Here is a 26,325-nt window from a genome sequence, read left to right on the forward strand (position 1 = left end):
GTAAAGGAAGTAAATATCTTTTATTATCTTACACGTCAAGTGCTCCTTCACGAAGTGCTTTGTCTAAAAACGGACTGACTTCCCCTACGCTGTATAGGTGAAAGTCGTGCATAGCTCTTGTGCAAGCCGTATAAAACGTCCGGCGTAAACTTTCTTCGCCGTATACGTTCTTTGATGCGTTGTAGATGATAACCGCATCAAATTCAATTCCTTTTGATAAGTATGCGGGAACAACTACTACTCCTTGCTCATACTCAAGAGAGTTGCTTTTTAATAGCTTAAGCTCCTTAATATTAGCTAACGCTTCGTAGGCAGATGCGCTTTCTTCTGCAGACTTACAGATAATTGCAATACTGTTGTAGCCCTCGCTCTTGAACTCATCAACCTTGGAGGCAATTGCTTGATGGAGCTCATCATAATCTGACAGCTGTGTAAGAGCAGGTCGTTTACCTTCGCGCTCAAATGGAACGATTGTTTCTCCATTCGGCACAAGCCTTCTCGCCAGCTCAATGATTGGTTTTGTCGATCGATAGCTTCTTGTAATGTTAATCAGTTCCGTCTGCTCTTCACCATAAAGGTTCGTTAATAGTTTAAAGTCGGCATTTTCACTTGCATGAGCAAAAATGGCCTGGTTGAAATCACCAAGTACCGTCATTCGTGCAGCTGGAAATAAACGTTTTAAAAACTCAAACTGAAACGGCGAATAGTCCTGCGCTTCATCAATGACGATATGCTTAATAGCGCTGTTTATTTGAAACCCTTCAATGATTTCTTTTAGAAGTAAAAACGGCGTAGCGTCTTCATAAAAAAGCTTATCTTTCTCTAACGTATCGACCGTGATGTCACAAATGTCAGGCCAATTAGCAGGCGCCTTGTCTTTTAAGTGTTTCGTTATTTCAAGAGAATTCGTGAACAGCTGTTTGTATATTCCGATAAAATTAATAAACTGCAGCGCTTTAATTTTGCTTCGCAGCGGCTTTAGCTTTTGACGCACAATCAGCCTTGCAAGCGCTTGTGGTTCCATATCGTAATCAGCGGTGTCTTCTCTTTTAAATCCGCGTTTTTTAGCTAAATACGCATGTGCTTTATGATAATCTTCATTGCTTAAAAGCTCGATTTCGTCTTGAACCCAAGGCTTTTTGCTTTCGGTTTTTTGAAAGTCAGTTAGCTGCTTCAATAACCAATCTCTTAACTTTTCAAGTCGATTATGAAAGCGGAGAGATGTATCAAAATTGTAAAATCGTTCTACCATTTCTTCTGCTGTTACAACTGCTTTCCCTCTAAACACAACGTCGTTAAATAGCATCCCTTCTGATTCAAGTGATTTTCTGTGGGCTTGAACAGCTTCGAAAAAGCGTGTAGATGCTTTGAAGCGTATGCCTGCGAGCCTCGCTTGATAGAAAGATGTCTTTTTAGCTGTTAAAACATATTCTAACTGTTCATACGGCGCTTCTACTTGAAATGCTTTACTTAAGCGGTGGTCTAAATACTCTTGAAACGTCACTTGCTGCATATTTTCTTCTCCAAGCTCTGGTAGTACGTTTGAAACATAGCTACTGAACATAGAGTTAGGTGAAAACAGAATAATTTGATCCGCATTGATGTGGTCTCGGTATTTATACAATAAATACGCAATTCGCTGCAGAGCTGCCGAGGTTTTTCCGCTTCCAGCTGCCCCGTGAACAATCAATAATCGTCCTTTATCGTGGCGAATGATTTTATTTTGTTCTTTTTGAATTGTCGCAACGATATTATGCATTTGCTTATCTGTACCTTTACCTAAAACCTGCTGTAAGATTTCATCTCCAATCGTCAAACTTGTATCAAACATGGACTGAATCACCCCGTTACGAATAAGGTACTGCCATTTCTTTTCAAGCACACCTTGAATCATGCCACCAGGCGTCATATAATGAGCCGGCCCAGGCTGATAATCATAATAGACGCTGGAAACAGGCGCTCGCCAATCGTAAACCAAAAAATCATCTCCGGTTTGGTCATTAAGAGCAGCAATTCCAATATAAATGCTTTCAGGAGCTGAATCTCCTTCTTCTGTAAAATCAATACGACCGAAATAAGGAAGCTCTTTCATCCGATGCAACGTGGATAATCGCTTAGAGGAATGTTTATGTGTACTTTGAGTTACTGATAGCGCCTGAGCTTCCTGACGTAACCCAATAATCGTTTCAAGGTAATCATCAAACGTATCCGTATTTACCTTAACCTCATCCCAAAAGTGCTTGCGAATATGAATGACTTCTTCTTTACGCTTTGTCGTCTCTTCTTCTAGCTTATTTATTTCTTCATTAATTCTTTCCGTAACATCGTCTACGCGCTTTTGTTCCTGCTGAAGTTCCGAACCCATCGCAAACACCCCTTAAAAAATAGTTGACTAGCGCATCATTTCTATATTATAATTATAGTAGGGAAAATTATAATCGATAACAAATATAGATACGCATCTATACTAATTTATCATGAAATTGTTTTGTTTTCAAGATGTTCAGCAGAAATATAAATCCAAGGATGAGGGTATTGTATACCTTCATCCTTTTTTAATGCTTTTTTGAGATAAGCAGAAGCCGTGGTTATGAAGAAGCTATGCTATCATTCTTGATTGGAGTTGGTGCAATTCCGCACCTCTACGGTAAATTGTTAGTTGTTGGAATCTCTTCTTCCGCTGTTTGTTTATTTGTGATAAAATTTACCAAATGTATATAATGATAATCTAGTAAGCTTACGGCAGAAAGGAGAAACTAGATGAAGTTCGTTCTCATATTCGGCCCACAGGCGGTTGGAAAAATGACGGTAGGACAAGAGTTAGAGAAAAGTACGGGACTGAAGCTGTTTCATAACCATATGACTATTGAGCTTCTTGCTCCTTTGTTTCAATTCAACGAAGAAATGTGGAGATTAGTAGATTTGTTCCGTAAAGAAATCTTTGAAGCTGTTGCAAAAAGTGACGCAGAAGGTATAATTTTCACTTATGTATGGGCGTTTGATATGCAAAGCGATTGGGGTTTTGTTAAAGAAGTATGCGACATTTTTGAATCAAAATGCGGTACGATATATTTTGTGGAGCTAGAAGCGGATCTCAACGAAAGCATTGACCGAAACAAAACGTCAAATAGACTGCAGCATAAGCCAACAAAAAGAAACGTAGAATGTGTATATATGTTAATTGTTCCTTAGTTAGCATTTCCTCTAACTTTTTAAAAATGAGCGGAATTAATCTTTCAATTTCAATTACTAACGTATGTCTTTCTTGTTCTACACCTGAAACAATATACGGCACTAGATTGTCCAAGTAATTTCTTTTATCGTTAATATTATAATAAATATGAACGCTTTCGTTGTTCTCTATTAATTGAGAAAACTGATTTTCCAATTGTGGACGCTCCCTTATATAAGATCAACCCACATTTTAAGATTCTTAAAATAGTAAATTGTCTATTCGTTAGAGTCATTCTACGCTTTGAATGCTTGTCTGTAAAGCTATACTATACCCCCTTCAAGCTAAGTTAACTGCTGTTAGCAAAATACTCCTTGTGAGCATATATACACTAAAAAAGGTATTTTTCTCTATATTAATATGTTAAGATAAACAAGCACAAAGCAGTCTATTTTAAATTTAATAAAGTGAAAACTGCACGCACAATAATTTAAGAGCAGAAAAAGCCCTTTAAATCCAGGGCTTTTTTCTTTATAAGATAATAACGACTTTACTGTTTACAACATGAAAGATCGATGATGGCCATCACTTGTATAAGGAGATAATAAACGATGCATAGAAATCACAAATTATATCATTTTTTAGTTGAACGCACATGGTCTTTGACTGAAAACTGGTATGAATCATTAGACAAAGAAAATTCATTAGGTGTATATGCTTCAAATGATCCACTCGTAATTGATAAAGTAAAACAGCAAAACCATGAATTTCATATTCGATTTTGTAAAGTCTTTGATAATAACGAGTCAAATGAACAGTTTTCCATTCACTTCGATGAATGGATTAATTCAATTTCAAAAGATGAAGAACATTTAAACACGCCAATCGACGTCATTTTACATGAGTTTTTCGTTACGCAAAATCAGTATTTGGATTTAATTGAAGAATTTGTTCGGACAAGTAGTGAAACGTATTCACAAGAAACAATCAATAGGTGGAATCGTGTTGTGATTAAAAACTTTAATTACGTCATGACTGTATTCACTAGAGAATATCATGCGCATTCTCAGCTACGATTGAAGGCTCAGCAAGAACTGATTATAGAACTGAGCTCACCTATCATCTCATTAAGTTCAAGCTTAGCCCTACTTCCTATTGTAGGTGAGATTGACACAGACCGCGCTAGGTTTATTCTTGAGAACACTTTAAATCAATGTGTAGATAAGGGGATTCGTCACCTTTTGCTTGATTTATCCGGAGTAGTCATTATTGATACAATGGTGGCTCATCAAATCTTTCAATTAATTGAATCATTAAGCTTAATAGGTGTAAAAGCTACACTATCAGGTATTCGACCTGAAATTGCACAAACTGCTATTCAAATCGGGATTGATTTCAGTAAAATCTCAATTGTCTCTAGCCTTGAACAAGCAATTGCGACATCTAAAACCTATTAATCTATAAGTTTTTGTTAATACTGTACTTGTCCAGAAAAGATTCCTTTCGAGGTAAATCTTTTCTGGACGAAGTTATTTCAAATTAGGATTAAAGGTTTTCAATTTGTTTCAGCTCTATCCCGTTTGAACCACCTCCTCTTTTATAATGTTGAGCTAAAGCAGCGTCCATCATTTGTCTTTTAGAACTAGACATTTATTTGCTCCTCTTATTGGGTGATAATTAAGATAAAGAAATTTGATTAGCGTAACCTATGTATTATTCATCTCATATCCAGGTAATCACCGCAATTATCTGTTTTTAGCTATGTGTAATACAGGCTTCATAAAGCTTAAAGGTATTTTCGTTTACTCATCTGTTTTGAATATATTTCATTTTTTTATCTTAATACTCTACATGTTCTCTAACACTAATAGTTTAGTTTTTAAATTCCAATGAAAAAATTTTTGATTCATTCTCTCTAAAAAATCTTTTTTATAGGAAAACCAGAACTTTTACCTATTACAGAATCGATGCCGCAGCGAGGACAAATCGCCGTATCTTCTTTTTTGCCTTCCCATTCTTCAAGTTCTTTTGGATTAAAAATTTCCAAACAATAAAAGCAGCCGCATATAAGATCTTCCTGTAAACTTTTTCGATTAAAACTAGAAGTAGAGAAATCTCGTTTTAACAGATTATCTAGTTGTATAACCTTTTCTTTTGACGGATAAGGACGGTATTTTTTCTTTGTGATCGAACGAATTCCTGCCTTTTTCATTAAGTGTTGAACACGCTTTAGGCTTAGGTAACACCCGTTATTCACTAAAGTCTGATGAATTTTAGGAGCACCATAACGTGCTTTACTTTTCACATGAATTCGTTGGATTTCTTTCGTCAACTTCTGATACGCCATATTCGCTGCTTAAATCTTTAACCGAGTTTCCTGCATGATATAGATCCACAATCCTTTCCTTAAACTCATCATTGTATGTTTTGCCTGCACGTTTACGTTCCATTTCGGACACATCCTCTCAAAAGTTATTGTAAGGACTTAATTAAATGGTGTCCATGAAACTATACTAACTCCACGCTTAGAAAGAAGAGTGGGTTTATTTAATTTATTAATCTTTTTTCTTAATATATCCGTTTTGAACCTTCTTTTGAATTCTTCAGTAAGAATTCAATGGCATCTACTCTCATGACAGTTATACTAGCCTTTGAAGAACTAGCGCTAGTACTTTCACTTCGATAGCTAACACTAGCTTCTGCTTCATTGATTAGTTACCATAATCAAAATTAAAGGAACCCATGCAGGATAAGGGTTCGGAGTAGGATGATTTTTATCGGATATGCAGCTTTTTATACATCTTTGACATACTAACGCTTTAGTAGGAGGCGAACGAGAAAGAAATGGATAAAAAGCGCATGTTTTATACATATGCTCGTCCCTATAAAAATAGCCCAATTCGGTTTCATAAAAGAAATAGTTAATTTTTATGTTGATATGAACTTCTTGCAATATCAAGGAATGCTTGAATGACAGGCGATATCCACTTTCCTTTATGCCAAATCATCTGAGAAACAAAATTAATTTCTGTTAGATCTAAAGATAAAGAAACTAACTTACCTTGTTCAAGCTCGGAAGCAACAGAGATTTCAGGAAGAAAAGCAATTCCCATTCCAAGCATGGCACACTGTTTGATGGCTTCCGCACTATCAAATTCAAGGGTTGTAAAGTCATTAGCCCCCTCACGAACAAGGAGTCGATCAAATGTTGTATGATATGTGCATCCTTTTTCGTTTAATAAGAAAAACTCTCCTTGAATGTCCTCAAAATCAACTTTGCTCTGACTTGCAAGGGGATGATTAGGAGCAACTAGGAGACGAAAGCTCTCTTTGCGAAGTAGCTCAATATTTAATCCGTTTGACTTTACAGGCTCCTCCAGTATAAATACAACGTCCGTTTTCCCTTCATAAATAGATTGTTTTAGATCGTTAGAAGGTGTTGGACGGAAAATCACACGTACGTTAGGATATTGTTTCCTGAATTCATACAAAATGGCTGGAAGCAAATAAACACATAAAATTTCATTTGCACTAATGGTAATAGTACCTGTCATATTTTCACTATCATTCACATTATTTTTTGCTTCCTCAACATCATTTAAAATCCTTTCTACATATTTATAGAAGCGTTCGCCAGCATCTGTTAATACAATTTGTTTGTTTAAACGATCAAACAATTTTACCCCCAACTCTTCTTCTAAGGATTGAATTTGCATGGAAACATTTGAGGGAACATAGTTTAAGGCCTCTGCAGCTCGACTAAAATTCATTGTTAGAGCGACCATTCGAAAAGTCACTAGTTGACGTAACTCCATCTGTTTTACTCCTTTCGAAAATACCCAACCATTCTTTCATTTTTTACATATACTTCATCATCTCATGATTACATTTTATTAACAATTTCAGATGAAAATATGAATAAGGGTGATCCTAATCTATATCAATTCTGTGGTTAAAAAAATAAAGCAAGAAGGCTATAGATTCATACTTCGTCTACAACCATCTTACCAATTTTTTTATACAATTCCCTTTTAAAACATTTTATTTCTTGCAAGAAGTTTTGATTTGTAAGAAATTATATTTATAAGAACCTTTGATAACATTTCAACAACTAATTTTTATCTTTCAAACTTTATTATTTATTTTCTTTCTTTTCCAACCCTATCGTTACGAAAGTAAGAAGAACACCTAATAAAACCATAATGGAGGCAACCCAAGGTGTGTGATTTAACCCCATGATATCCGTAGTAAGTCCACCTACATATGAGCCTAATGCAATTCCTCCATTAAATGAAGCAATATTAAGAGATGAAGCAACATCTACAGCGCTTGGCACATAACGTTGAGCGAGGGTTAATACGTATGATTGTAATACAGGAACACTCATAAATGCTAACAGTCCCATAGCTACGACTGTAATAAGACCAACTACTTTAAACGGCGCAGTAAATGTGAAAATCAATAAAATAATAGCTTGTATAATGAACATATAAAGTAAAGCTTTAAGTGGTTTTCGATCTCCAAAACGTCCCCCGATAGCATTTCCAATTGCAATAGCTATACCGTATATAAATAAGATAATACTTACGTTCTTAGCACCGATACCCATGATTTCCTGGAGAATTGGTGAAAGATACGTAAAGGTTACAAATGTCCCACCGTATCCTAGAACAGTAACTGCTAAAACCAACAAGATTCTTCCGTTTCCAACTAACTTTAATTGATCTTTATAGGATGGAGGTGTTTCTGTTTTTAATTGTTGACTCGGAATTGCAATAGCATTAAGAATAAGAGCAATTACACCAATAAATGCAATTCCGTAAAATGGGAATCTCCAATCAAAAATATCACTGATATAGGTCCCTATAGGAGCACCAATGGCAGTGGCTAGGGTGAACCCTCCAAATACAAAAGCAATGGCACTTGCTTGACGATTTTTAGGAACAAGACTTGCAGCAACCGTTGAACCTATAGCAAAAAACACACCATGTGCAAATGCTGATAGTATACGTCCTGTTAGTACAATACTGAAAGTAGGAGCGATAGCCGTTATAATATGCCCGATAATAAACAGAACGATAACGGATAATAACACTTTTTTTCGCGAAAGTTTAGCCGTTAGAGAAGTTAAAATAGGACCTCCTACAGCAACTCCTAGCGCATACATAGAAACAATTAATCCAGCTGTCGATGTTGATATAGTAAATTCTTTAGCAACAGCAGGAAGGACACCTACGCTTATGAATTCTGTGACTCCTACACCAAAGAATGTTGCGGCCAAAGCAAAGAGTGCAAATGTGTTTCCCTTTGACTTCGGTAGTGAATGTTCATGTCCACTCATGTAAATACCTCCTAAGATGTGTTTGATTGATTTCTTGTATAGAATAACATTGCATTATCATCAATAACAGTGAAGGTAATTGATGATAATATTCATTATTTTTGACGATAAATGTTAAGTCGTTTTTGGACAGATAAAAAGAAAATAGAAAGTGTTGAAATTTGTATTGAATGACTCGTTCTTGTAATATTGATACAATTAAGCATACTGTCATTTATTTATATTGTGATATAAACTGTGGAGTTAGTACTTCCACAATAAGTATGAATGAACACCTTTCTATTTTCTTCCAATTTACATTACCCGTTATAAGTATTATTTTAAATGTTACTGCAGTAATAGGGTTATCTTTACATGTATTTGTATATAAACCTATGAAAAAAGCAGAAAATATTCTAAATGAAGCTATAAAATAAAAAGCCTAATCCACTAAGCAATATTTAAACCATTTAATGTTCACTTAGTGCATCTTCGTTTTACGAACAAGCACTCAAGAAAAGAATACATGTTAAGCTCAAGTGAAACTTCTTTAATTTCATCATCCTTTTCACTAACTAAAACACCATTAATTTACATGGTGTATTCTGATACAAACACTTCCGGTGCACTATAAAACAACGTAGTGAAAGTGAACATCAATCACTGCAACGAACTTGAATATGTAAAGTCTTATGCGTTATATAAACTCTTCTAAAATAAAGGAAGCCCCAGAACGATTAAATTAGTTCTGGAGCTTCTTTACTATACCGGATAGTGAAAATAATAAACCGTTCTTTAGATAGGCGCTTGCTCTATGTCTATTGTTTTCAGTTCTAATAATTCCTTTAAGAATGTAATTGTTTTTTTAATATCTTCATTTCCTTCTTTTGTACCATGCTCTTTATGTTCATTAAGAGATTGAAGAATTGCTTCTCTATAAGCATTTGTTTTAATTAACCAGTCACTTAAGAGATGTTTGGTTGCTTTAAATTCCTCTTCATTTTTAACACCAAATAAACTTTGCATCTCTGGTTCCTCTAACTTGATTGACTGAAAGTTTTCACTCATAACAAGGCAGAAATAATTTTGTTGAAGGTCATAATATTTATGTTCTTCTAATAAAAAATAATCAATTTCAAATTTAACCCCATAATATGGCTTAGATGTAGTTGGAATATGAATCCCTTTAATCGTGATATTCTCTACTGAATCTATATATAGTTCCAAACCACGGGTAGTCTTAATTACTTTACTACTTAATAAATCCATACTAATTAACCCCTTAGTCGTATTAATATCCTTATAATGAGAAGGAACGTTAACAATTCTTAAACAGCTAACGTTCCTTCCATTAAATAAATCGTTTTAGGTAGAGAAATTAGCTCTTAACAGCGTTTTTCCAATCAGCTGCAAACTTTTCAATTCCCTGCTCAGTTAAAGGATGTTTCACTAGTTGTTCAATGACAGCATAAGGAATTGTTGCAATATGAGCTCCAGCAAGCGCTACACGCGTCACATGATCTGGATGTCTGACAGAAGCCGCAATAATTTGCGAATCAATGTTTTGTACGCGGAACAGCTCTGCAATTTTTGATACAAGGTGGACACCGTCTTCTGAAATATCATCTAAACGTCCTAAGAATGGAGATACATAAGTAGCACCTGCACGCGCTGCTAGAAGTGCCTGGTTCACGGTAAAAATGAGTGTTACATTTGTTTTCACGCCTTTTTTTGAAAGGTAACGTGTTGCTTCCAGGCCAGGGATTGTCATTGGAAGTTTGATTGTAATATTTTTATCTCCGCCGTTAATTTTAATTAATTCTTCTGCCTGTGCAATCATTTCTTCTGCGGTTTCAGCATCCGGTGTTACTTCTGCTGAAACTGATTCTACTTCAGGTACTATTTTTAGAATTTCTTCAATGCGATCTTCGAACTTTACGCCTTCTTTTGCCACTAAAGATGGGTTTGTTGTCACACCGGATAAAACGCCTACTTTATATGCTTTTTTAATATCTTCAATGTTTGCTGTATCAATAAAAAATTTCATAGTTGTATTCCTCCATCAAATCTTTTTTAGCTACAAGACAATAGAGCATAAGCTTGTTTACTTTCTTTTCCCTAATATCTCTTAATTTAACCATGTAATACATTTTTAGTAAGTTGAACAACGTTTTCTGTGGTAAATTCAAATGATTGACCTCTGATCTAACGCTCGAAACATGTCAATAGATATTATTTTCTCCTATGGTCCTTATCATTCCCATCCCAGGGAGATTCTTATTTCAAATAATAGACGCTTTTTTAAAGGTCTCACCCTTCTAAAGTTGGAAAGTTATCCTTATCTAACCACCATTTAAATCCGTTTGCACTCAGTAAACGATTCGTTTCCTCAGGCCCATAAGAACCTGATTTATAAGAATAAAGAGGTAAAAGGTTTTCTGCAAAAGCTTCTAGGATTGGCTGTACCCATTTCCAAGACATCTCCACCTCATCCCAGTGAGCAAAGAAAGTAGGATCTCCACAGAAAGCATCAAAGATTAACCGTTCATAGGCTTCAGGTACGTCCTTTTGATCCAATGAAAAGTTTACTCTTACAGGTTCAATTTCTCCGTTATTTAATGGATTTTTACTGTTAAGTTGTATAGAGACCTGTTCATGTGGATTAATTTCAATAATTAGCAAATTAGGAGCCAGGTTTCTTTTTTCAGTAACATGCAAATATTTTAACGAGTTTTTAAATTCAATCACAATGCGAGTAGACTTGTTTTTCATTCTTTTTCCTGTGCGAATATAAAAAGGGACTTCAGTCCAAAATGGATTATCAATCCACAATCTAGCAGCTACAAATGTATCAGTTTGTGAAGACGTGTCAATACCAGGCTCTTCTTTATATCCAACTACAGATTGTTCTTGAACTTCTCCAGCACTATACTGACCGCGAATAACGTGCATACCTACTTCCTCTTTCTTTATGAGGCGAAGTGATTCCATTACTTTTCTCTTTTCATTACGAATCTCTTCTGAATTAATTCTTTTTGGTAGGTGCATAGCCGTCATCATTACGAGTTGCAACATATGATTTTGAACCATATCTCGAATTGCACCTGCTTGGTCATAATAACCAGCTCTTTCTTCTACCCCTACCGTTTCACTTGCCGTAATTTGGACATTAGCAATGTGTTCGTTATTCCATAGTGATTGAAGTATAGGATTTGCAAATTCTAAAGCTTCTAAGTTTTGAACCATAGATTTTCCAAGATAGTGATCAATACGGTAAATTTCATCTTCTTTAAATGCTTGACTTAATTTTAGGTTTAAATCTTGCGCAGATTTTAAATCATGTCCAAATGGCTTTTCAATTATCAGGCGCTTCCAACCTTTTGTAGAACCTAGCCCGCTCTCTTTAATGTTTAATGCGATAGAATCAAAAAAATCTGGTGCTACTGATAGGTAAAATATTCGATTTTCTGGAATTCCTAATTCTTTTTCACGTTGTTGAACATGATTTAATACATCTTTATAATCTTCTGGTGCTGTTGCATCCAAGCTAATATAACTGAAATAACCTATAAAATCTTCCATGCTTGAACGATTGTCTACCTTTCGTCGAGAAAAAGTTTCCACTGACTCTCTTACTAGGTTTTGAAAATCCGTATCAAACATCTCTTCTCTACCCGAGCCAACAATAGAAATCGGCTGAGGCATTTTCTTATTTAAAAATAAATTATATAACGCGGGTATTATTTTTCTTTTAGCTAAATCTCCTGTAGCTCCAAATAAAACAAAAGTCATTGAGTCCATTGCCAATACTCCTTTTATTATGTAAAGTTCCTCTTGTATAACAAAGTAATTCATATACACTAAATAATTATCTAGACATTAATCATCTGTATTATAAGGACATATTATTCATTGACATCAGCTTATATAGATAATGGTCATCAATTTGAGACGTTTATATATTATATTTTTTACGGTGTGGGATATTATGAACAGAAAATCACTAAATATACGTTGTTTGAAAGTGCGCGAAGAATGCTTTTTTACATAACACACATAATAGGAGTATGTTAGATATAAAAAAAGGAAATAACCATTTATAAATTGAAACAGAATCAGCTTTATAACATGACTAATTATCATTTCTAAAAAGCTATTGAGAAAAAAACAAAAAAATAAAGCCTCAAAGAAGCTTTATTTCACCTTTGAAAAGTTATAAAAATAACGAAGTAATCCAAGATTCATCGGATGTTTTAAGAGATTTGAGGACTTGTTCTGCAACTTGTGTATAATCTTCATCTGTTAGAGCGTTTTCGTAACTAAACCATCTTCCGTTTTCTTTTACAGAGTTTGCTTCCAACCTAAAACGTTCATCTTAAAACGTTATAAAGAGAGAGAAACAAATGAATATTATATGCAGTACTAGTTTGCATAAACACTCTTAACAGAATTCGCTTTTCGTATACAAACCACATTAAAAAAGACCTTTATCAAAAGGTCTCTTTTTCTTATTTACAGCACGTTAATAGCGAAGAATTACTTCTGAGACAATGACATAAGATACTGAAAATAAGCTTAATAAAAAAACAAAAGATGCAAAAAGCAGTAGTTTTGCCTTTTTATTAAGCTCGATTTTGCCTGTTACTAATGTAGAAAACCCTAGAAGCGCACCTCCAAAAATAGCTAGTAAACCAAATAACGGGTCGACCATGCTTGCTAACCCTATTCCTACCCCAAAAATGACTAAAGCAAACGCTGGATTAAACATACTACTTGCATTCATAGTAACTTACTCTCTTACTTATTTTAAAGTACATGCAATGACAGATTTATTCTTTTTGTTGCCTTTATGCTGATATACTTTTTTTTACATCCTATACATTATGATGATGCAGAAATTTATTGAAAATTATTTGTTGAGTTAGGGGGAACTACACTCTCATCCATTGGATTTGAAACATTATGATCGTCTCTGTTTTTGGTTGAAGGAGACGCACCAAAAAATTTTAACATGAAATAGCCACCTGCTAGTAATAGAAATCCTCCAATAAATAAACTAAGCATATCACTTCACTATTTTCCATTTATTACAATTATATCATTTGTTTGTAATAAATGTGTGATTTTCTACATTAATAAAATCATTTTTACTTCATTTTTTCTAAACCAGGCCTTTTATTTTCACAACTGTTTCTACCCGTCAAACACTTCTTTTATTCTGACTTTAAATTTAGGTTTAAATCTTATTTCCATAATCATTAGAAAACGATCTTTATCCTGGTCTATACATAACCGAATCGCTTTACTTTCTTTACTATCATTTATGATTTCAATCTTAGTAACCGTTTCAAACCCATAATAAAAAACTTCATCATCTTCTAAATCCGTTAAAAAAAGGTGAATTACTTGCTAAACAACAAAACGTACGACCTGCTTTTGATAAGCTTTGCTTTGTTGACTTCATCATTAGTCATCATGCTCTCTGTCTTATCATTAGCTGTTGAAAAAAACACGACCTCACATTATAAGCATTGGATCTACTAAATACCTTTTCCAGTTTATTTGTTTCTTTTAATTCCTTTGCTTTTGAGTCTCTATTTTCTATTAAAAAAACAGAGAAGTAAAAAGAACAAAGCAGATCAATACCATCTAAAAGAGTTCTTTTCTAAATCTCTTGCGTCCTATTCTGTAAGCGAACCTGTATTTAAAGAGGTTTCGAAACGGAAGCTTAAAGATAGCTTCACTTGTTCTAAATGGATATGACTTATGATAAACTTATTTTATAATAATTTTCCAAATTAGTAACAAAGTAGCATTATACTAAAGGGCAAGATTGTTGAAAGAGGGTTGACCCTAAAAATATCTCAAGGAGATTCTTATATGAGTGGCGATGGAGAAATCTGGAGCGTATTGTTATTAAGTCTAATAGTTTTATACAAGAAAGGAAAAATGCCTTTATGGGGATCTGGTTTAATTATTGGAATTCTAGGACCAATAATTGCTTTTATATCGGGCTATGTTTTTGTAAAGGTTGACCACAGTATGGGAGGAGACGGGGTAGGAGCAGCCTTTGGAGCTGCTTTCATAGGTATAGTCATCGTAATCAATGGAATACTTTATTTCATTATTGGTATCATTTTCGTGATTAAGGATTTTATTAGACAACGTAATTTAAAGCATTGAAGGTAGAAAAAACAAGGAAAGCAAATTTAATACTCCTATTTAAAAGCTTTTCAATTATCGAGAGCTTTAATTGAACAAGGGAACTCTAAAACATCGGCGTTCTCTTTCTTTATTTTAAAAATCAACATTAATGTTTAACATAGCTATAAAGTTAATGACCTGAGAAAATTAAATTTATAAACCTAAACGCATTATTTAGTATATCGCTTGCTAGTACACACGCCATCTCAATTCATATATATTTCCGTGCCAGATAGCAGCTCTTGGTGAACCTTCGCTATTTCATTAGAAGGCGCTTGGTGAAACTCTTCACTATACAGATTATTATCATCTATAACCCAACCTAAATACATTCCTGTATGTACAAACCCTTGATCTTCATCCAGGTCTTCTGGAAAGTCCCCTTCATAATGCCATTTTGCTTTATCGTAAACCGTCGTCATAGTTTTCTCCTCTTTCTTCCCTTCATCTGTCAGGTTTCATTTTCAACACCCTTGAAAATGAAACCTGCAAATATCCTTATCATAAATAACTTCTTGTTTTCCTTCGCTTAATTTCATGCATTTTTCTAAAAACCAATATTTTCATCAAAAAGAGCGCTTTAAACTAATGATGGAGTTAGTACGAATAAAATATGATTGGGTTTATCGCTTTTGTTTAAAAATCGATGTTTAATATTTGGTGGAATGCGTACGACATCTCCTTCATTTAAAAAGTATTCGGTACCTTCCAATTCGACATACGCTTGTCCTTTCATGACGAGAGCAATTTCTTCTTTATCCTCGTGCGAATAGTGACTTTCCGTAGTATTTGCGTGTGCATTTAATTCCATCATTAAGAGTTGAATATGTGATTTCATAAAATCCGGTGTTAACACATCATAGACAATATGATTACTATTTTCACGATATACTTTCTTTCGGTCCTGTTTTCTTGAAATGAGTGAATCCGTATCAATTTCATTAATGAAAAGGGTAAAAAGTGGCACATTTAATGCTTTCGCAATTAGTTCTAATACACTTAACGAAGGATTAGCTTGTCCTCTTTCTATCTGGCTAATAAGCGAAGTGCTAATTCCAGCATAATCAGCAAATTCTCGAATAGTCATTCCATTCTTTTTACGATAATTTAATACAGTGTGCCCGAGACGATGATTGTTCATAGTAAAAATCCTTTCTACAATAATGTGTATTTAACTCCATTTGTGCTGACATAATGAACATCTTAAATTAATGCTTTTATCGATTACATAAGTATTTTATACTTACGTTTGTACATTATAATAAATTTTTTTTATTTTTGTAAACGAACACCTAGGGGGAAACAAAATTGAAATCACCACTTGTTGGTTACATCATTTTATTTTTTGGTGTATTTGCTTTATCTACTTCAGCCATCTTTGTAAAAGTAGCAGATGCACCTGCAGCAATTACGGCATTCTATCGGTTACTTTTTGCGACAGTAATGCTTTTACCATTTTTATTAGTTAATCAAAATAATCGAAAAGAATTACGTTTGTTGTCAAAAAAACAATGGGGACTCGGGTTATTATCAGGCATATTTCTAGCAGCGCATTATGTATTGTGGTTTGAATCATTAAATTATACGTCTGTAGCAAGCTCCACGGTTATCGTTACATTACAACCACTTTTTTCAGTGGTTGGTGGCTATTTTCTATTTAAAGAGCGATTCAGTAAAGGAGCGATAATAGGCTGTCTAGTAGCGATTTCCGGAAGCATTGTCATTGGATGGCAAGATTTTCAGATTAGTGGTCAGGCATTATTTGGGGATATACTCGCTTTTATTGCGGCAGGCATCATAACAGCTTACTTCTTCATTGGCCAGCATGTTCGTAAAAGTCTATCTCTTATCCCATATTCAGTTATTAGTTATGGGAGCAGTACGGTACTTTTAGGTGTTTTTGCCTTCACTCAGCAAACACCCTTCTTCAATTATTCCGTACAAACATGGTGGTCCTTTATTGGATTAGCTTTTGTTGCAACAATTTTAGGGCAAACAATTTTCAATTGGTTGCTGAAATGGCTAAGTACTTCCATTATTTCAATGAGTATATTAGGAGAGACAATTGGAACTTGTATACTTGCTTATTTCATTTTAGGTGAGGTCATTTCTTTGCAACAAGGTATGGGGATTGCACTCATCTTAATCGGTCTAGCATTATTTTTAATACAGCAGAGAAATAACGAATAAATAACAGCGGTTAAATGACGTTACGCTGTAATAAAGCAACTAAAGCCTAAACTCTCACTTATACTACAGAGAATTTAGGCTTTATTATAGTTACATGTTCTTTTGTTTTACGGCCTAGCAAACTCACCAAAAGCTGATTCAAATTCTTCTCGTGATTGAATAACGACCTCTATGGGTGAGCCTTTATGATTTTCTGTACTAGGTTGTTTAGGCATTTCGCCTTCAAACCATTTTTTCTCACTACCAGCGGTTGTTGTATCTTTTTCATCCCATTTAAAGTAAATCTCTACACCTTCTAGTGGTGGGTTACTAGTATAACGATCAACCAAATCTTTTTCACTTAGTTCAGAAGACAGCTTTTTATACGCAACCACGGTTGGTCGTCCGCCACTTCCCCAAGGCCCTCCTCCATAATAAACACCATAATTAAAATCTTGATCAATAACTTTTGTTTTAGGTGGGAGCGGAATGGCGTAAAATTCTTCAGCAAAATCTTTAGCTGTACGCTTGTCATGGTTAAAAAAATGTACCGTGGCCCAAGAGATTGTAATTACCAGAGCAGCGAGTAGTAAAAGCTTATATTTGTTGTTCAAGTAACAGTCCCCCTTATTAATGAAATCCGCATAAAAAAACCCTTCCCTATGAGAAGAAAGGTTTCGATTTTTAATCTGCTTTCTTAATAGTTAACACTTCGGTTGCTGTAGGAACGAATCGAAACGGTGTACTAATTATTTTTACAGATAAATTCTCGTCGCTTAAAGTTTCTATTAGCTCATTTAAAAAAGGAAACCTCTCTCCTTTAAAGTTTACTAGAGGATAAATCCTTATTTCTCCCCCCTTTTTAGTGACTCGAATTAGCTCATGAATGGCCTGCAAATGAAAGTTAAAATCAAATTGCTCTTCATATAAAAATAAAAAATGATTACATAAAACTAGAGAAAAAGTTTCATTGTTAAAGGGTAGATTCGGTAAGGCTCCACATACAAATCGTTTATTGACTTCTTTTTCTTGATAATGGGTTAGAAAAACATCAAAAGATTGTTTTCTAATCTGTATATGCTCCGCTAAGCTTCCATAAGATTCCCAAGAGAAGCTTGAACGACTTCTCTCTAGCTTATCACTTGCCTCTTGCATTTCCTTTTGACCTTTACACATCATGTCTTCAAATTCTAAGTTATACAGCGGATCAACAGCAAAAGCATCATAGCTCTGTTCGTTGGCGCTGGCACTAAAAGAAGAAGCTCCCGCTGCAACATCTAGAATTGTCCCTTTTCTTAACAGATTATCATCTAACACAAACATTTTTTCGTACTCTTCGTAGGATCTGCACGTCATAGCAACTCCTACCTGTTCATAGAACGTTTCTTTACTCATCTCGTCTCATCTCTCTTCAGCTAATATAGAAAAATATTACAGTGTTAATTTTATCCTTTATCTTTAGTGTTTTCAAGGTTAAAAGACTTCAAACCCATCTAGACACCAAACCGCAACCTCATCACCAGGCGCAGCTACCACAAGCCAGTCGCCGCTCATCCATTCTTCTCCAAGCTGCCAGAGCATTCATAGTTAGGATCGCGACCGTTCACAAACAGCACTTTGTTGGATTCCAAGTGAATAATGAGATGTGGCGATAAACTACCTAGTTCAACATTCACTCCTTTTTCTCTTCGCATGCTCCAAATATGCTGAAACTGTTCTTTCTCTGTTAAGTTAGGTATTTCGGCCTCGCACGATGGATAATCAGTTGGTTTGGGGTATAAAGTCCAGGCAGTTTCAATTGATAAAACAAAGTCACTTTCTTCCTTGCGGCTATAGTTACTAAAGTTCAGTATAGTTGTTCCACTGTTAGGCCCAAACTTCACACCATCTACTTGGCTACCAATCAACAAATACTTTAGTACTTTTTCGGCTAAAAATTGCTCTTCTGTTTTCATAAAGAATACTCCTTTTATTGATTTAACCGTTGCCTTTTATAACGGCTGCGCACCGCTTCTGGAATTCTACTAAACACGTGATCAGGAATTCCAGGCATATCTTTGAGGTATCGTTTAGTAGCAGATATATCGTGTAAAAACTCCCAGTATGCGATAAAAAAGTGATGTTCCCGCTCATAAATAAATTCCATCCAGCCTTCTAATTGATGTTCATCTTGCTCATTAAATAAGTTAATACCTGAAAAGTTTTCCACTGTTCCGTCTAAGTACTCTTCGTCATGCCCTTCAATACAACTTTCCGACCAGTCAAACTTAAATTTCTCTCCATTAATACCATAAAATTTTAAATCTTCAAGGAGCTGCTGCTCAACTAGCTCCTTTAACTTTGGTCCTAAAATATCCGCATGTCCTAACTCTTTATAATTTGGCTTCATTGTCTCCTCCATTAGAAAATGCCCCTTTTGTTAGGGGCATTTCATTTATGCTTCTTTACTTTCATTTGTCCACCAGTCGTTAACACCGCTTGCTTTTTCACCACTCAGCAAAACCGTCTCTCCAAGCTCTGGAATAAGTAAGTTCACATCTTCTTCTTTTGCTTTTTGAATAGCTCGTTCAATTGGATCTGTCCAGCTATGATACGCGAGGGTAAATGCCCCCCAGTGAATGAGCATCATCGTTTCACCTTTTACATCAAGATGTGCTTGCACCGACTCTTCTGGTCTCATGTGAACCCACGACCAGCGCGCATCATACTGTCCGCCTTCCATCAGCGCTAAGGTAAACGGACCGTATTTATCTCCTACTTCTTTAAAATGAGCATCGTATCCACCGTCCCCGCTTGTATAAAAGCGCGTGTTTTCACCAAGGATAACCCAGCCACCCCAAAGTGTGGAATCACGGTTCAATACGCCTCTTCCAGAGAAATGCTTAGAAGGAGTAAAAGCTAGTGTTATACCTCCTAATTCTACCTCGTCCCACCAGTTCAGCTCAGTAATGTTGTGTGAAGAAACGCCCCATCTCATTAAGTGAGCGCCTACACCAAGCGGCACAAAAAAGTGGTTTACCTTGCACTTAAGCTTTTTAATCGACGAATAATCAAGGTGATCATAATGATCATGCGTTAATAAAACTGCATCAATCGGTGGCATTTCATCAATGATATGTAAAATATCTTGGCTATAGCGCTTGCTTCCAATGAAAGATACAGGCGAAGCTGTAGGACCAAGCATGGGGTCAATAAGAAGTTTTTTATTGTCAATGCTTAGTAAAAAAGCTGAATGACCAAACCAAGTAAGGCTATCTTCCTTACTTTTCACCTTTTCCCAGTCAATCTTGTTCATAGAAAGCTGGTTTCTTGGACTCCGTTCCTGCTTTTTGTTCATAGAATCTTTGATAAAAGAAAGAATGTCAGCTGCGCTCATTTTCATGTTAGTAGGCACCATGTTTTTAAACTTGCCATTTTCATAATGAGGAAACCGTTCATAGGCTTCTTTTTGTAATTTGGTTGGGTTTGCCCCAAACGTTGGATGGACATTAATAAACAGCACAACACCAACGGTTAATAAAATTAGAAATAATAATACGTACGACATCATTGTCTGCCTCCATTAGTAAGCCAAATAGGTTGTGAACCTATTATAGATGGAATATTAATGAAGAAGCAATTTATCTTCCTTGTAGCAAGAAGAAATTTACATATGGCTTTGTTTTTCAACAATATATTGCCTATGTTTCCAAATGAGTTTACAGTTAAACCAGTGAGGAGCCAACCGAATAAAACGAGCGGAATAACAAGCAACCACCGCATTTCACTCTAACACCAAAATATCCGTATTTTCAGGGGTGTAACCCAGCAGCCGTAGCATAATCACAATTTGTCCTTTATGATGAAATTCATGAGTGATGGAATGAATTAGTAGTTGGCGAGGTGTTTTCCCTATCACTTGACCGTTCGCTTTCCAAGAAGGCTCTTTTTCGATAAGTTCATCAAATGTATCTGTGAAACTTTCGATTACTTCTTCTACATATCTATCAGCCTCTTGAAAATAACGGTCAATATCGCCTACTTGCATAGTCTGAATAACTTCTTTTGTTAGTAGTGGTGAGGATGTTTTTGAAAGTACAAAAGAACCCAACCACGCATGGTAGCAACCAGCTACGTGAACTAAAGAGTCTCTGATACTTTGAAATCCAAATTCAAACTCTTTCGTAAAATCATCTTCATTTAGTTCTTTACATTGATCCAATAAAATCTGCCGCGTTTTCTTTACCCACTCGTATTCTATTTCCAACAAAACCTCACCTCTTTAGTAAATTGTATAATTTATCCTTACTATACACTAATTTGAAATAATTAAAAGGTCTATTAAGTTAGCACTAATTATATGTAAAATATAGAAAATATGTTATTATATAGTTATTGTTTTCTTAGATAACATGTTGTATAGGAGTTGTAAAGCACTATGATTTTTTTAATATTTGGGTTTCTCGCAATTATGGTCACTTTATTTTCAATAGAATCAAATCTGCGAAAAACAGTAAAACAAAATGATAGGATGATTGAATTGCTTGAAAAGCAGAATAGAGAATGAAAAAAGCCGCTAGTCGAAACTCGCGGCTAACATTGCATATTAATGTTTATAAAAACGGTATGGAATCAAAATTCAGTACAAATACTACTACTGCTAGTGCCAAAAGAATAATAGGAACAACCACTTTTGAAAACGAATCTTTTGCACGAACTAAATGCGTATAGATTGCACCCAGCATCGTCACTCCCAATACAAACGCACCGATTGCGGAAAGACTTTCATACCAAACTCCCCACACGATGACAATAGCTCCAACTACTTCTACAAATCCTGTGAATTTTCGGAACCCACTCGAAAAGCCATACCGCTCAAACTCACTCACCATGTCCTGGGAATAAAACTTCATAAAACCAAAAAATAAAAAGCCAACTCCCAAAATAAACTGCAGTACCGTTGATAGCATAACCACTCACTCCTTCTCCATTTTAAGTCAAAGCCTAAAACTTTTTGAAAAGAGTTTTTCAGCGTAGTAAGCATCAGATCCTATAAAGTAAGAATAAAGACAGAAGCTACTTGTAAAAGTAAATCTTCTTAGTTGCATTATATGACTAAATTGTTAGAACAATGTGTATGAGGGCTTGGTCTTTTTAAATAGATTTTCTGCTATATAAGCTGTTTTTATATAAGCTGACAACTAGATAAATTTTACTTTATGTTTTAGTGACTATAATCAAGTTTGTAAAAAAACACACAGTTAACAGCTGAAACGATAATACTTCCTACCTTTTTCTGTTTCTTAGGGAATATTTTTTCTAACCAACTTACTGCCATTGGCGTATGTTCAGGTTGTGAGTTAACTCTTTCTAAAAAACATTCATATTCTTGGATTATTTCATCGGTTAAAAGTCTGTGTTTTTCGTTCTACTTTTATAGTTAAGCTTTGAGGTAACTAAAGCCTATTATTTCACTTGAAACATCGAGATAGTAGGCTTTCTTATACTTAGATTTCCTTAACGTTGTAAATCCGCACTTTTCTGACGCTACCCCATCTTAAACATTTATAAAAGAGTAAAAACTTTCATTAATTATCAGGTAACTCTTTACGATCATCCGCCTCTGGTAGTTTTTCTATCCACCCTTTTTTAATCATAATTCTCCCAAAAGATGAGATCGTTTTCAAATCCCGAAAAATAGAGGCGTCACAATGTCCAGCTACATCTATCCTCATGCTTGTTACCATAGCTGCAGCATAATACGTGGCGGCTAAATTAAATAAAAATCCAGTATGAAACACCATTAATTTATCTGAAAAAGGAGCTACATCAGAATTTGTAATTTCATTGTCTAATAATTGGGGAGGTTTAAGGTTTTCATCCTGAAGGATAGAAGAGAAAATATTTATATTTTTATTAACTGTATGTAAACAATTATCCATAAATTTATGAATGTCTTTATCTTTAATTACTTGTTTAAATCCAATGACGAGAGCCTTAGCTGCAATGCTCTTTTTTAGATTAAAAAAAATATTTCCTGCTTCCATTGAATTTAAAGGTCGTTTATCTCCGAATAAATCCATAACATATCCTATCTCTGTAACTGATTGACTCCTTTGAGATGTAGAAAAATAGGGAGATCGTTGATAAATACCTTTGGATAAAAGGATTTCGATCGACTTATTATAAATCTCCATAGCATCAATGTTGCATTGGAAATAGTGATCTCGTATATCTTTTCTGGCCGACACACTAAAAGATATACTATATCCAGCTAACCCGTGCATTGTCATCTCATGCATGTAGCCTAACCAAAAAACATCTGTAAACAGAGGAGGTGCATCTACATTTACATCTTTTTCAGTAAATCCTTTCGGTGGCTCCAACTTTTCAGACTTAAAAATATTTCTAAGCACTTTTAAATGCTTTTCGGATATCCCTAGAGTAAATTCAAATAGAGAATAAATTTCAGGGTCCTTAACCGTTGCCAACACGTATTTGCTAATACAAACAGCCATTGTATCTTGAATATATTGTGTCCATAAACTTGTAATTTCTGAGGACGTTAATCTCATTTTATTATCCAAACCTGTTACCTCCAATACTATATAAACTTATAGTATTGTGCCCCAAATCCTTACATTTATTCAATTGAGTGGTTTTATATCTCAAGGAGTTGTAACGTGGTTAACTCCTGAAGGTAAAGTAGATGGAATACATGTTTTTCTTGGAGAATTAGACAATCTTTTCACATATGATACACCAATAAAAACTCGAGAAGGCATTTTAGATTGGAAAGATATTGATTGGATTTTAAACCCTAATAATCTTGGCATACCAGAAAAAATCCCACACTACTTACCAACATTACTAGCTCATAAAGGAAATCATTTATTTACATACAGTCAAAATAAAATGGTCCATCAAAAATTATAACTACTATAGAAGCCAGTTGACGTAATGTCTCTTTCCGGAAGCCATCACAAAAGAGAACCCTTCTGGGAGTAAGGATTCTGCAAGGGTCACTTTTATACAATATGCAGCTTTTTATACATCCTTGATATGACGGAGTTCCCCTTACAGGTAGTTGAAGTGATGATGCATAAAAAGCGCACCTTTTATTCATATGCTCAATTAAGAAAACTATAGATAATATGGTAAAAATACGATATTTTTACTTGCGGTGCTATGTTATGCTTCTTTATGATCCAAAACTTCCACCACTTTTTCTCCTTTGAGGCTGCTATCATTTTTTTAGTATCTTGAATCTCACGAATTAAAAATAAAAGATTTTCATCTCTTTTACTCGAACTTGCTTCAACATTTGTTTTTAATTCCTCATTTTGATCTTGTAAAATCTTATTTTGAGTTTTAATATCTTTAAGCTCTTTCTCCATTGAATTTAATCTATCAGATATTTCCTCAATATATCTTAATTTATCCATAACAATAGAAAGTGGATTATTTTCTTCTTGTTCTTTAGATTCATGTTTTTGAGAAATTAGCTTGTTCTCCTTTAGAATAGCACCTGTTCTCTCTTCTTCTGGAAGTATTGATAATACTACATTTACTGCTGTTTCCATAGTCATACTTTTATCTTGAACTAAATCTTTCACCTTTTGGAGTAAAAGAATATCTTGATTTCTAAATGCTCTGGAATTATTAGTTCCTCTAATAAATTTATAATCCTTATTTTCTAAAGCAATACAATATTTTATGAGAGAACTACGAGCTATCCCTAATGATTTTGCTACTTCTCCACCTAAATAAACCACTTCATTTGCTTATTCTGGCATGTGTTCACCACCTATTCTCAATACATATAAATATTTATTATATAGGTTATTTTAACAATGTTTTCGATTTAGAATAATATTCTCCTCTTTGTCTACTTCTAAAACGGTCCCGTTAATGATACTACGTCAAGAAAATAGACACAGATTTCTACCGCACTTTCGCTTGGTAGCCTTCATAAAAAAGTTTAAATTTATAAAGATTTAAACTTTTTTATGAAGGAGAAATCAAGCTGCGAATTTCCTGTACATTTGTTCAAATTCATTCGGTGTGCAATACCCCAATGTCGAATGAATTCGCTTGGAATTGTAAAAGAACTCAATGTATTCAAATAGTGACTTCTTTGCTTCTTCTCTCGTTTTATACTTTGTTTGGTAAACAAGCTCTCGTTTTAGAATCCCGTGAAAGGACTCAATACAAGCGTTGTCGTAACAATTTCCTTTCCGGCTCATGCTGCCAGTCATAGTGTACTTTTTTAATAGATTTTGATATTCACAAGAAGCATATTGAACACCGCGATCTAAATGATGGACCACTCCATTCCCAGGTTTTTGGCGTTTGTAAGCCATCTTTAACGCAGAGATAACTAATTCTTTGATCATTTTTTTATCCATGGCCCATCCTATTATCTTACGAGAATATAAATCCATTACGGTCGCCAAATACAACCAGCCCTCATTCGTTGGAATATAAGTGATATCCGTAACCCAGAACTGGTTTGGTTTACTCGCTTTAAACTGTCGATTTAAGACGTTTTCACTTACTGGGTGATGATGCCTCGAATTGGTCGTAGCCTTGTACTTTTTGACTGTACAAGACTTCCAGTGGTTCTTTGTCATTATTCGGGAGACTGTACGCTCACTTACTTTAACACCACGCTTTTTTAGTGTTTTCGTAATTTTAACACTGCCATAACGTTGCTTGAATTCAAGGTGAGTCTTTAATATCTCTTGTGAGAGTTTTTCATGCTTCTTCTGTCTTTCACTAATCGGTCGATTTAACCATTTAAAGTATCCACTCTTGGAAACTCCCAAAACAATGCACATCTTCTCCACTCGGAATTGGGAGCGATTTTCATAAATGAATTCATACTTTACCGAGGGTCTTTCGCGAAGTAGTGCATCGCCTTTTTTAAGATTTCATTCTCCTCCTTGAGATCACGCATTTCCTTTCGCAGTGCTCTTACTTCAGCTTCTGCAGAGGAGAAGGATTGAACAGACTTCACCTCGGGTTCTTGGCCATATTTCTTTATCCAGTTATATAAAGTATTCTCATTAACATCCATTTCTCTAGCTACTTGAGCCACAGACTTGTTGTTTTCTGCAATATACGTTACTGTTTCTTTTTTAAATGCTTCATCATATCTTTTACCAGTACCTCTTGGCATTTCGACACCTCGTTATAGTTTTTATTTTTATTATAACAATCTGTGTCTACTTTTTAGTCTAGCATCAAGAACCCTTAATTAAATGGTATCCATGAAACTATACTAACTCCATTTCACTTTTTAAAAACATAATTCCTCATATAAAATATTAATGATAGTATTAAGTACACAGAAATAAACACTAATAAAAATGACAGTAAAAATTGCCCCCATAATATTTCTGTAGGATTTTCAGCTGGAGAAAACATAGTATATGATTCTTTCTTCATAGGTTCATATAATACTTGCTGCTCTATAAAT

26 protein-coding genes and 2 pseudogenes are annotated in these 26,325 nt (G+C 34.8%); 7 read left to right on the forward strand and 21 right to left on the reverse strand.

The window, feature by feature from the left end:
- Positions 1-28: 28 nt before the first annotated feature.
- Positions 29-2,365, reverse strand: coding sequence for an RNA polymerase recycling motor HelD (gene helD / locus LZP85_RS08785; RefSeq protein ID WP_119542662.1), 2,337 nt, complete (start codon positions 2,363-2,365; stop codon positions 29-31).
- 395 nt (positions 2,366-2,760) lie between these two features.
- Between helD and LZP85_RS08790 the strand changes: the two are divergent.
- Positions 2,761-3,165, forward strand: a pseudogene (locus tag LZP85_RS08790) (shikimate kinase); the annotation flags it as partial.
- A gap of 618 nt (positions 3,166-3,783) precedes the next feature.
- Positions 3,784-4,629: an STAS domain-containing protein gene (locus tag LZP85_RS08795; RefSeq protein WP_234562155.1), complete on the forward strand. Its 846-nt coding sequence runs from the start codon at positions 3,784-3,786 to the stop codon at positions 4,627-4,629.
- Between the two features lie 458 nt (positions 4,630-5,087).
- Here LZP85_RS08795 and LZP85_RS20880 read toward each other — a convergent pair whose 3' ends face one another.
- The 4 genes from LZP85_RS20880 to LZP85_RS08820 all read right to left on the reverse strand — a co-directional run bounded on the left by LZP85_RS20880 (position 5,088) and on the right by LZP85_RS08820 (position 8,513).
- Positions 5,088-5,504, reverse strand: coding sequence for an IS3 family transposase (locus LZP85_RS20880; RefSeq protein WP_206782354.1), 417 nt, complete (start codon positions 5,502-5,504; stop codon positions 5,088-5,090).
- Complete coding sequence (locus tag LZP85_RS08810) at positions 5,467-5,622, reverse strand: transposase (RefSeq protein WP_206782353.1); 156 nt, start codon at positions 5,620-5,622, stop codon at positions 5,467-5,469. Before LZP85_RS08810 ends, LZP85_RS20880 begins: the two co-directional genes overlap by 38 nt.
- 471 nt (positions 5,623-6,093) lie before the next feature.
- Complete coding sequence (locus LZP85_RS08815) at positions 6,094-6,987, reverse strand: LysR family transcriptional regulator (protein ID WP_206782352.1); 894 nt, start codon at positions 6,985-6,987, stop codon at positions 6,094-6,096.
- Positions 6,988-7,307: 320 nt separating this feature from the next.
- Complete coding sequence (locus tag LZP85_RS08820) at positions 7,308-8,513, reverse strand: MFS transporter (RefSeq protein WP_206782351.1); 1,206 nt, start codon at positions 8,511-8,513, stop codon at positions 7,308-7,310.
- Positions 8,514-8,683: 170 nt separating this feature from the next.
- On the opposite strand from LZP85_RS08820, the gene LZP85_RS08825 reads away from it, so the two are divergent.
- The gene (locus tag LZP85_RS08825; RefSeq protein WP_242529466.1) at positions 8,684-8,929 is read left to right on the forward strand and encodes a hypothetical protein; all 246 of its coding nucleotides are present in this window, start codon (positions 8,684-8,686) and stop codon (positions 8,927-8,929) included.
- A gap of 358 nt (positions 8,930-9,287) precedes the next feature.
- Here LZP85_RS08825 and LZP85_RS08830 read toward each other — a convergent pair whose 3' ends face one another.
- The 4 genes from LZP85_RS08830 to LZP85_RS08845 all read right to left on the reverse strand — a co-directional run bounded on the left by LZP85_RS08830 (position 9,288) and on the right by LZP85_RS08845 (position 13,275).
- Positions 9,288-9,761 carry a hypothetical protein gene (locus LZP85_RS08830; protein ID WP_226639171.1) on the reverse strand — a complete coding sequence of 158 codons (474 nt, stop codon included), beginning with the start codon at positions 9,759-9,761 and terminating at the stop codon, positions 9,288-9,290.
- A 109-nt stretch (positions 9,762-9,870) separates the two neighbouring features.
- Entirely contained in the window at positions 9,871-10,539 is a 669-nt protein-coding gene (fsa, locus tag LZP85_RS08835) for a fructose-6-phosphate aldolase (protein WP_076512938.1), read from the reverse strand.
- 263 nt (positions 10,540-10,802) lie between these two features.
- Positions 10,803-12,293 (reverse strand): glucose-6-phosphate dehydrogenase, encoded by a 1,491-nt coding sequence (zwf, locus tag LZP85_RS08840; RefSeq protein WP_206782349.1) that lies wholly within the window; start codon positions 12,291-12,293, stop codon positions 10,803-10,805.
- Between the two features lie 721 nt (positions 12,294-13,014).
- The gene (locus LZP85_RS08845; protein WP_206782348.1) at positions 13,015-13,275 is read right to left on the reverse strand and encodes a hypothetical protein; all 261 of its coding nucleotides are present in this window, start codon (positions 13,273-13,275) and stop codon (positions 13,015-13,017) included.
- Positions 13,276-14,078: 803 nt separating this feature from the next.
- Between LZP85_RS08845 and LZP85_RS08850 the strand changes: the two are divergent.
- Both LZP85_RS08850 and LZP85_RS08855 read left to right on the forward strand, forming a co-directional pair.
- Positions 14,079-14,240: pseudogene (locus tag LZP85_RS08850) on the forward strand (IS1595 family transposase); the annotation flags it as partial.
- A 132-nt stretch (positions 14,241-14,372) separates the two neighbouring features.
- The gene (locus LZP85_RS08855) at positions 14,373-14,675 is read left to right on the forward strand and encodes an ABC transporter permease (RefSeq protein WP_226639170.1); all 303 of its coding nucleotides are present in this window, start codon (positions 14,373-14,375) and stop codon (positions 14,673-14,675) included.
- A 227-nt stretch (positions 14,676-14,902) separates the two neighbouring features.
- Here LZP85_RS08855 and LZP85_RS08860 read toward each other — a convergent pair whose 3' ends face one another.
- Positions 14,903-15,118, reverse strand: a complete 216-nt coding sequence (locus LZP85_RS08860; protein ID WP_226639169.1) for a DUF7832 domain-containing protein — start codon at positions 15,116-15,118, stop codon at positions 14,903-14,905.
- 158 nt (positions 15,119-15,276) lie between these two features.
- On the reverse strand, positions 15,277-15,837 hold the full coding sequence (locus LZP85_RS08865) for a helix-turn-helix domain-containing protein (protein WP_226639167.1): 561 nt from the start codon (positions 15,835-15,837) through the stop codon (positions 15,277-15,279).
- 167 nt (positions 15,838-16,004) lie between these two features.
- On the opposite strand from LZP85_RS08865, the gene LZP85_RS08870 reads away from it, so the two are divergent.
- On the forward strand, positions 16,005-16,886 hold the full coding sequence (locus tag LZP85_RS08870) for a DMT family transporter (protein WP_119542871.1): 882 nt from the start codon (positions 16,005-16,007) through the stop codon (positions 16,884-16,886).
- Positions 16,887-16,993: 107 nt separating this feature from the next.
- Here LZP85_RS08870 and LZP85_RS08875 read toward each other — a convergent pair whose 3' ends face one another.
- The 8 genes from LZP85_RS08875 to LZP85_RS08910 form a co-directional block, all read right to left on the reverse strand.
- Complete coding sequence (locus LZP85_RS08875) at positions 16,994-17,479, reverse strand: hypothetical protein (RefSeq protein ID WP_234562157.1); 486 nt, start codon at positions 17,477-17,479, stop codon at positions 16,994-16,996.
- A 70-nt stretch (positions 17,480-17,549) separates the two neighbouring features.
- Positions 17,550-18,260 carry a class I SAM-dependent methyltransferase gene (locus LZP85_RS08880; RefSeq protein WP_119542869.1) on the reverse strand — a complete coding sequence of 237 codons (711 nt, stop codon included), beginning with the start codon at positions 18,258-18,260 and terminating at the stop codon, positions 17,550-17,552.
- Between the two features lie 155 nt (positions 18,261-18,415).
- Positions 18,416-18,820, reverse strand: coding sequence for a hypothetical protein (locus LZP85_RS08885; protein ID WP_224840155.1), 405 nt, complete (start codon positions 18,818-18,820; stop codon positions 18,416-18,418).
- A gap of 14 nt (positions 18,821-18,834) precedes the next feature.
- Positions 18,835-19,254: a hypothetical protein gene (locus LZP85_RS08890; RefSeq protein ID WP_138116974.1), complete on the reverse strand. Its 420-nt coding sequence runs from the start codon at positions 19,252-19,254 to the stop codon at positions 18,835-18,837.
- 45 nt (positions 19,255-19,299) lie between these two features.
- Positions 19,300-20,412, reverse strand: coding sequence for an MBL fold metallo-hydrolase (locus LZP85_RS08895; protein ID WP_119542768.1), 1,113 nt, complete (start codon positions 20,410-20,412; stop codon positions 19,300-19,302).
- Positions 20,413-20,628: 216 nt separating this feature from the next.
- Positions 20,629-21,114 (reverse strand): DinB family protein, encoded by a 486-nt coding sequence (locus LZP85_RS08900; protein WP_206782344.1) that lies wholly within the window; start codon positions 21,112-21,114, stop codon positions 20,629-20,631.
- A 343-nt stretch (positions 21,115-21,457) separates the two neighbouring features.
- Positions 21,458-21,814, reverse strand: coding sequence for a DoxX family protein (locus tag LZP85_RS08905; RefSeq protein WP_119542747.1), 357 nt, complete (start codon positions 21,812-21,814; stop codon positions 21,458-21,460).
- Between the two features lie 618 nt (positions 21,815-22,432).
- Positions 22,433-23,431 (reverse strand): DUF3231 family protein, encoded by a 999-nt coding sequence (locus tag LZP85_RS08910; RefSeq protein WP_224840154.1) that lies wholly within the window; start codon positions 23,429-23,431, stop codon positions 22,433-22,435.
- Between the two features lie 37 nt (positions 23,432-23,468).
- Between LZP85_RS08910 and LZP85_RS08915 the strand changes: the two genes are divergently transcribed.
- A complete protein-coding gene (locus LZP85_RS08915; protein WP_078989729.1) occupies positions 23,469-23,780 on the forward strand; it encodes an NUDIX hydrolase in 312 nt (103 codons plus the stop codon).
- Between the two features lie 194 nt (positions 23,781-23,974).
- Here the strand turns inward: LZP85_RS08915 and LZP85_RS08920 are convergent, their stop codons facing one another.
- Both LZP85_RS08920 and LZP85_RS08925 read right to left on the reverse strand, forming a co-directional pair.
- Positions 23,975-24,619, reverse strand: a complete 645-nt coding sequence (locus LZP85_RS08920) for a DUF3967 domain-containing protein (protein ID WP_076512927.1) — start codon at positions 24,617-24,619, stop codon at positions 23,975-23,977.
- 246 nt (positions 24,620-24,865) lie between these two features.
- Positions 24,866-26,025 (reverse strand): IS3 family transposase gene (locus tag LZP85_RS08925; protein ID WP_267965684.1). Its coding sequence is split into 2 segments (ribosomal slippage): positions 24,866-25,764 and positions 25,764-26,025, totalling 1,161 coding nucleotides; the frame shifts between segments, so codons are not numbered across the junction.
- Positions 26,026-26,325: the final 300 nt, after the last annotated feature.

This window comes from Priestia flexa (assembly GCF_021441905.1).
Lineage (GTDB): Bacteria > Bacillota > Bacilli > Bacillales > Bacillaceae_H > Priestia > Priestia flexa.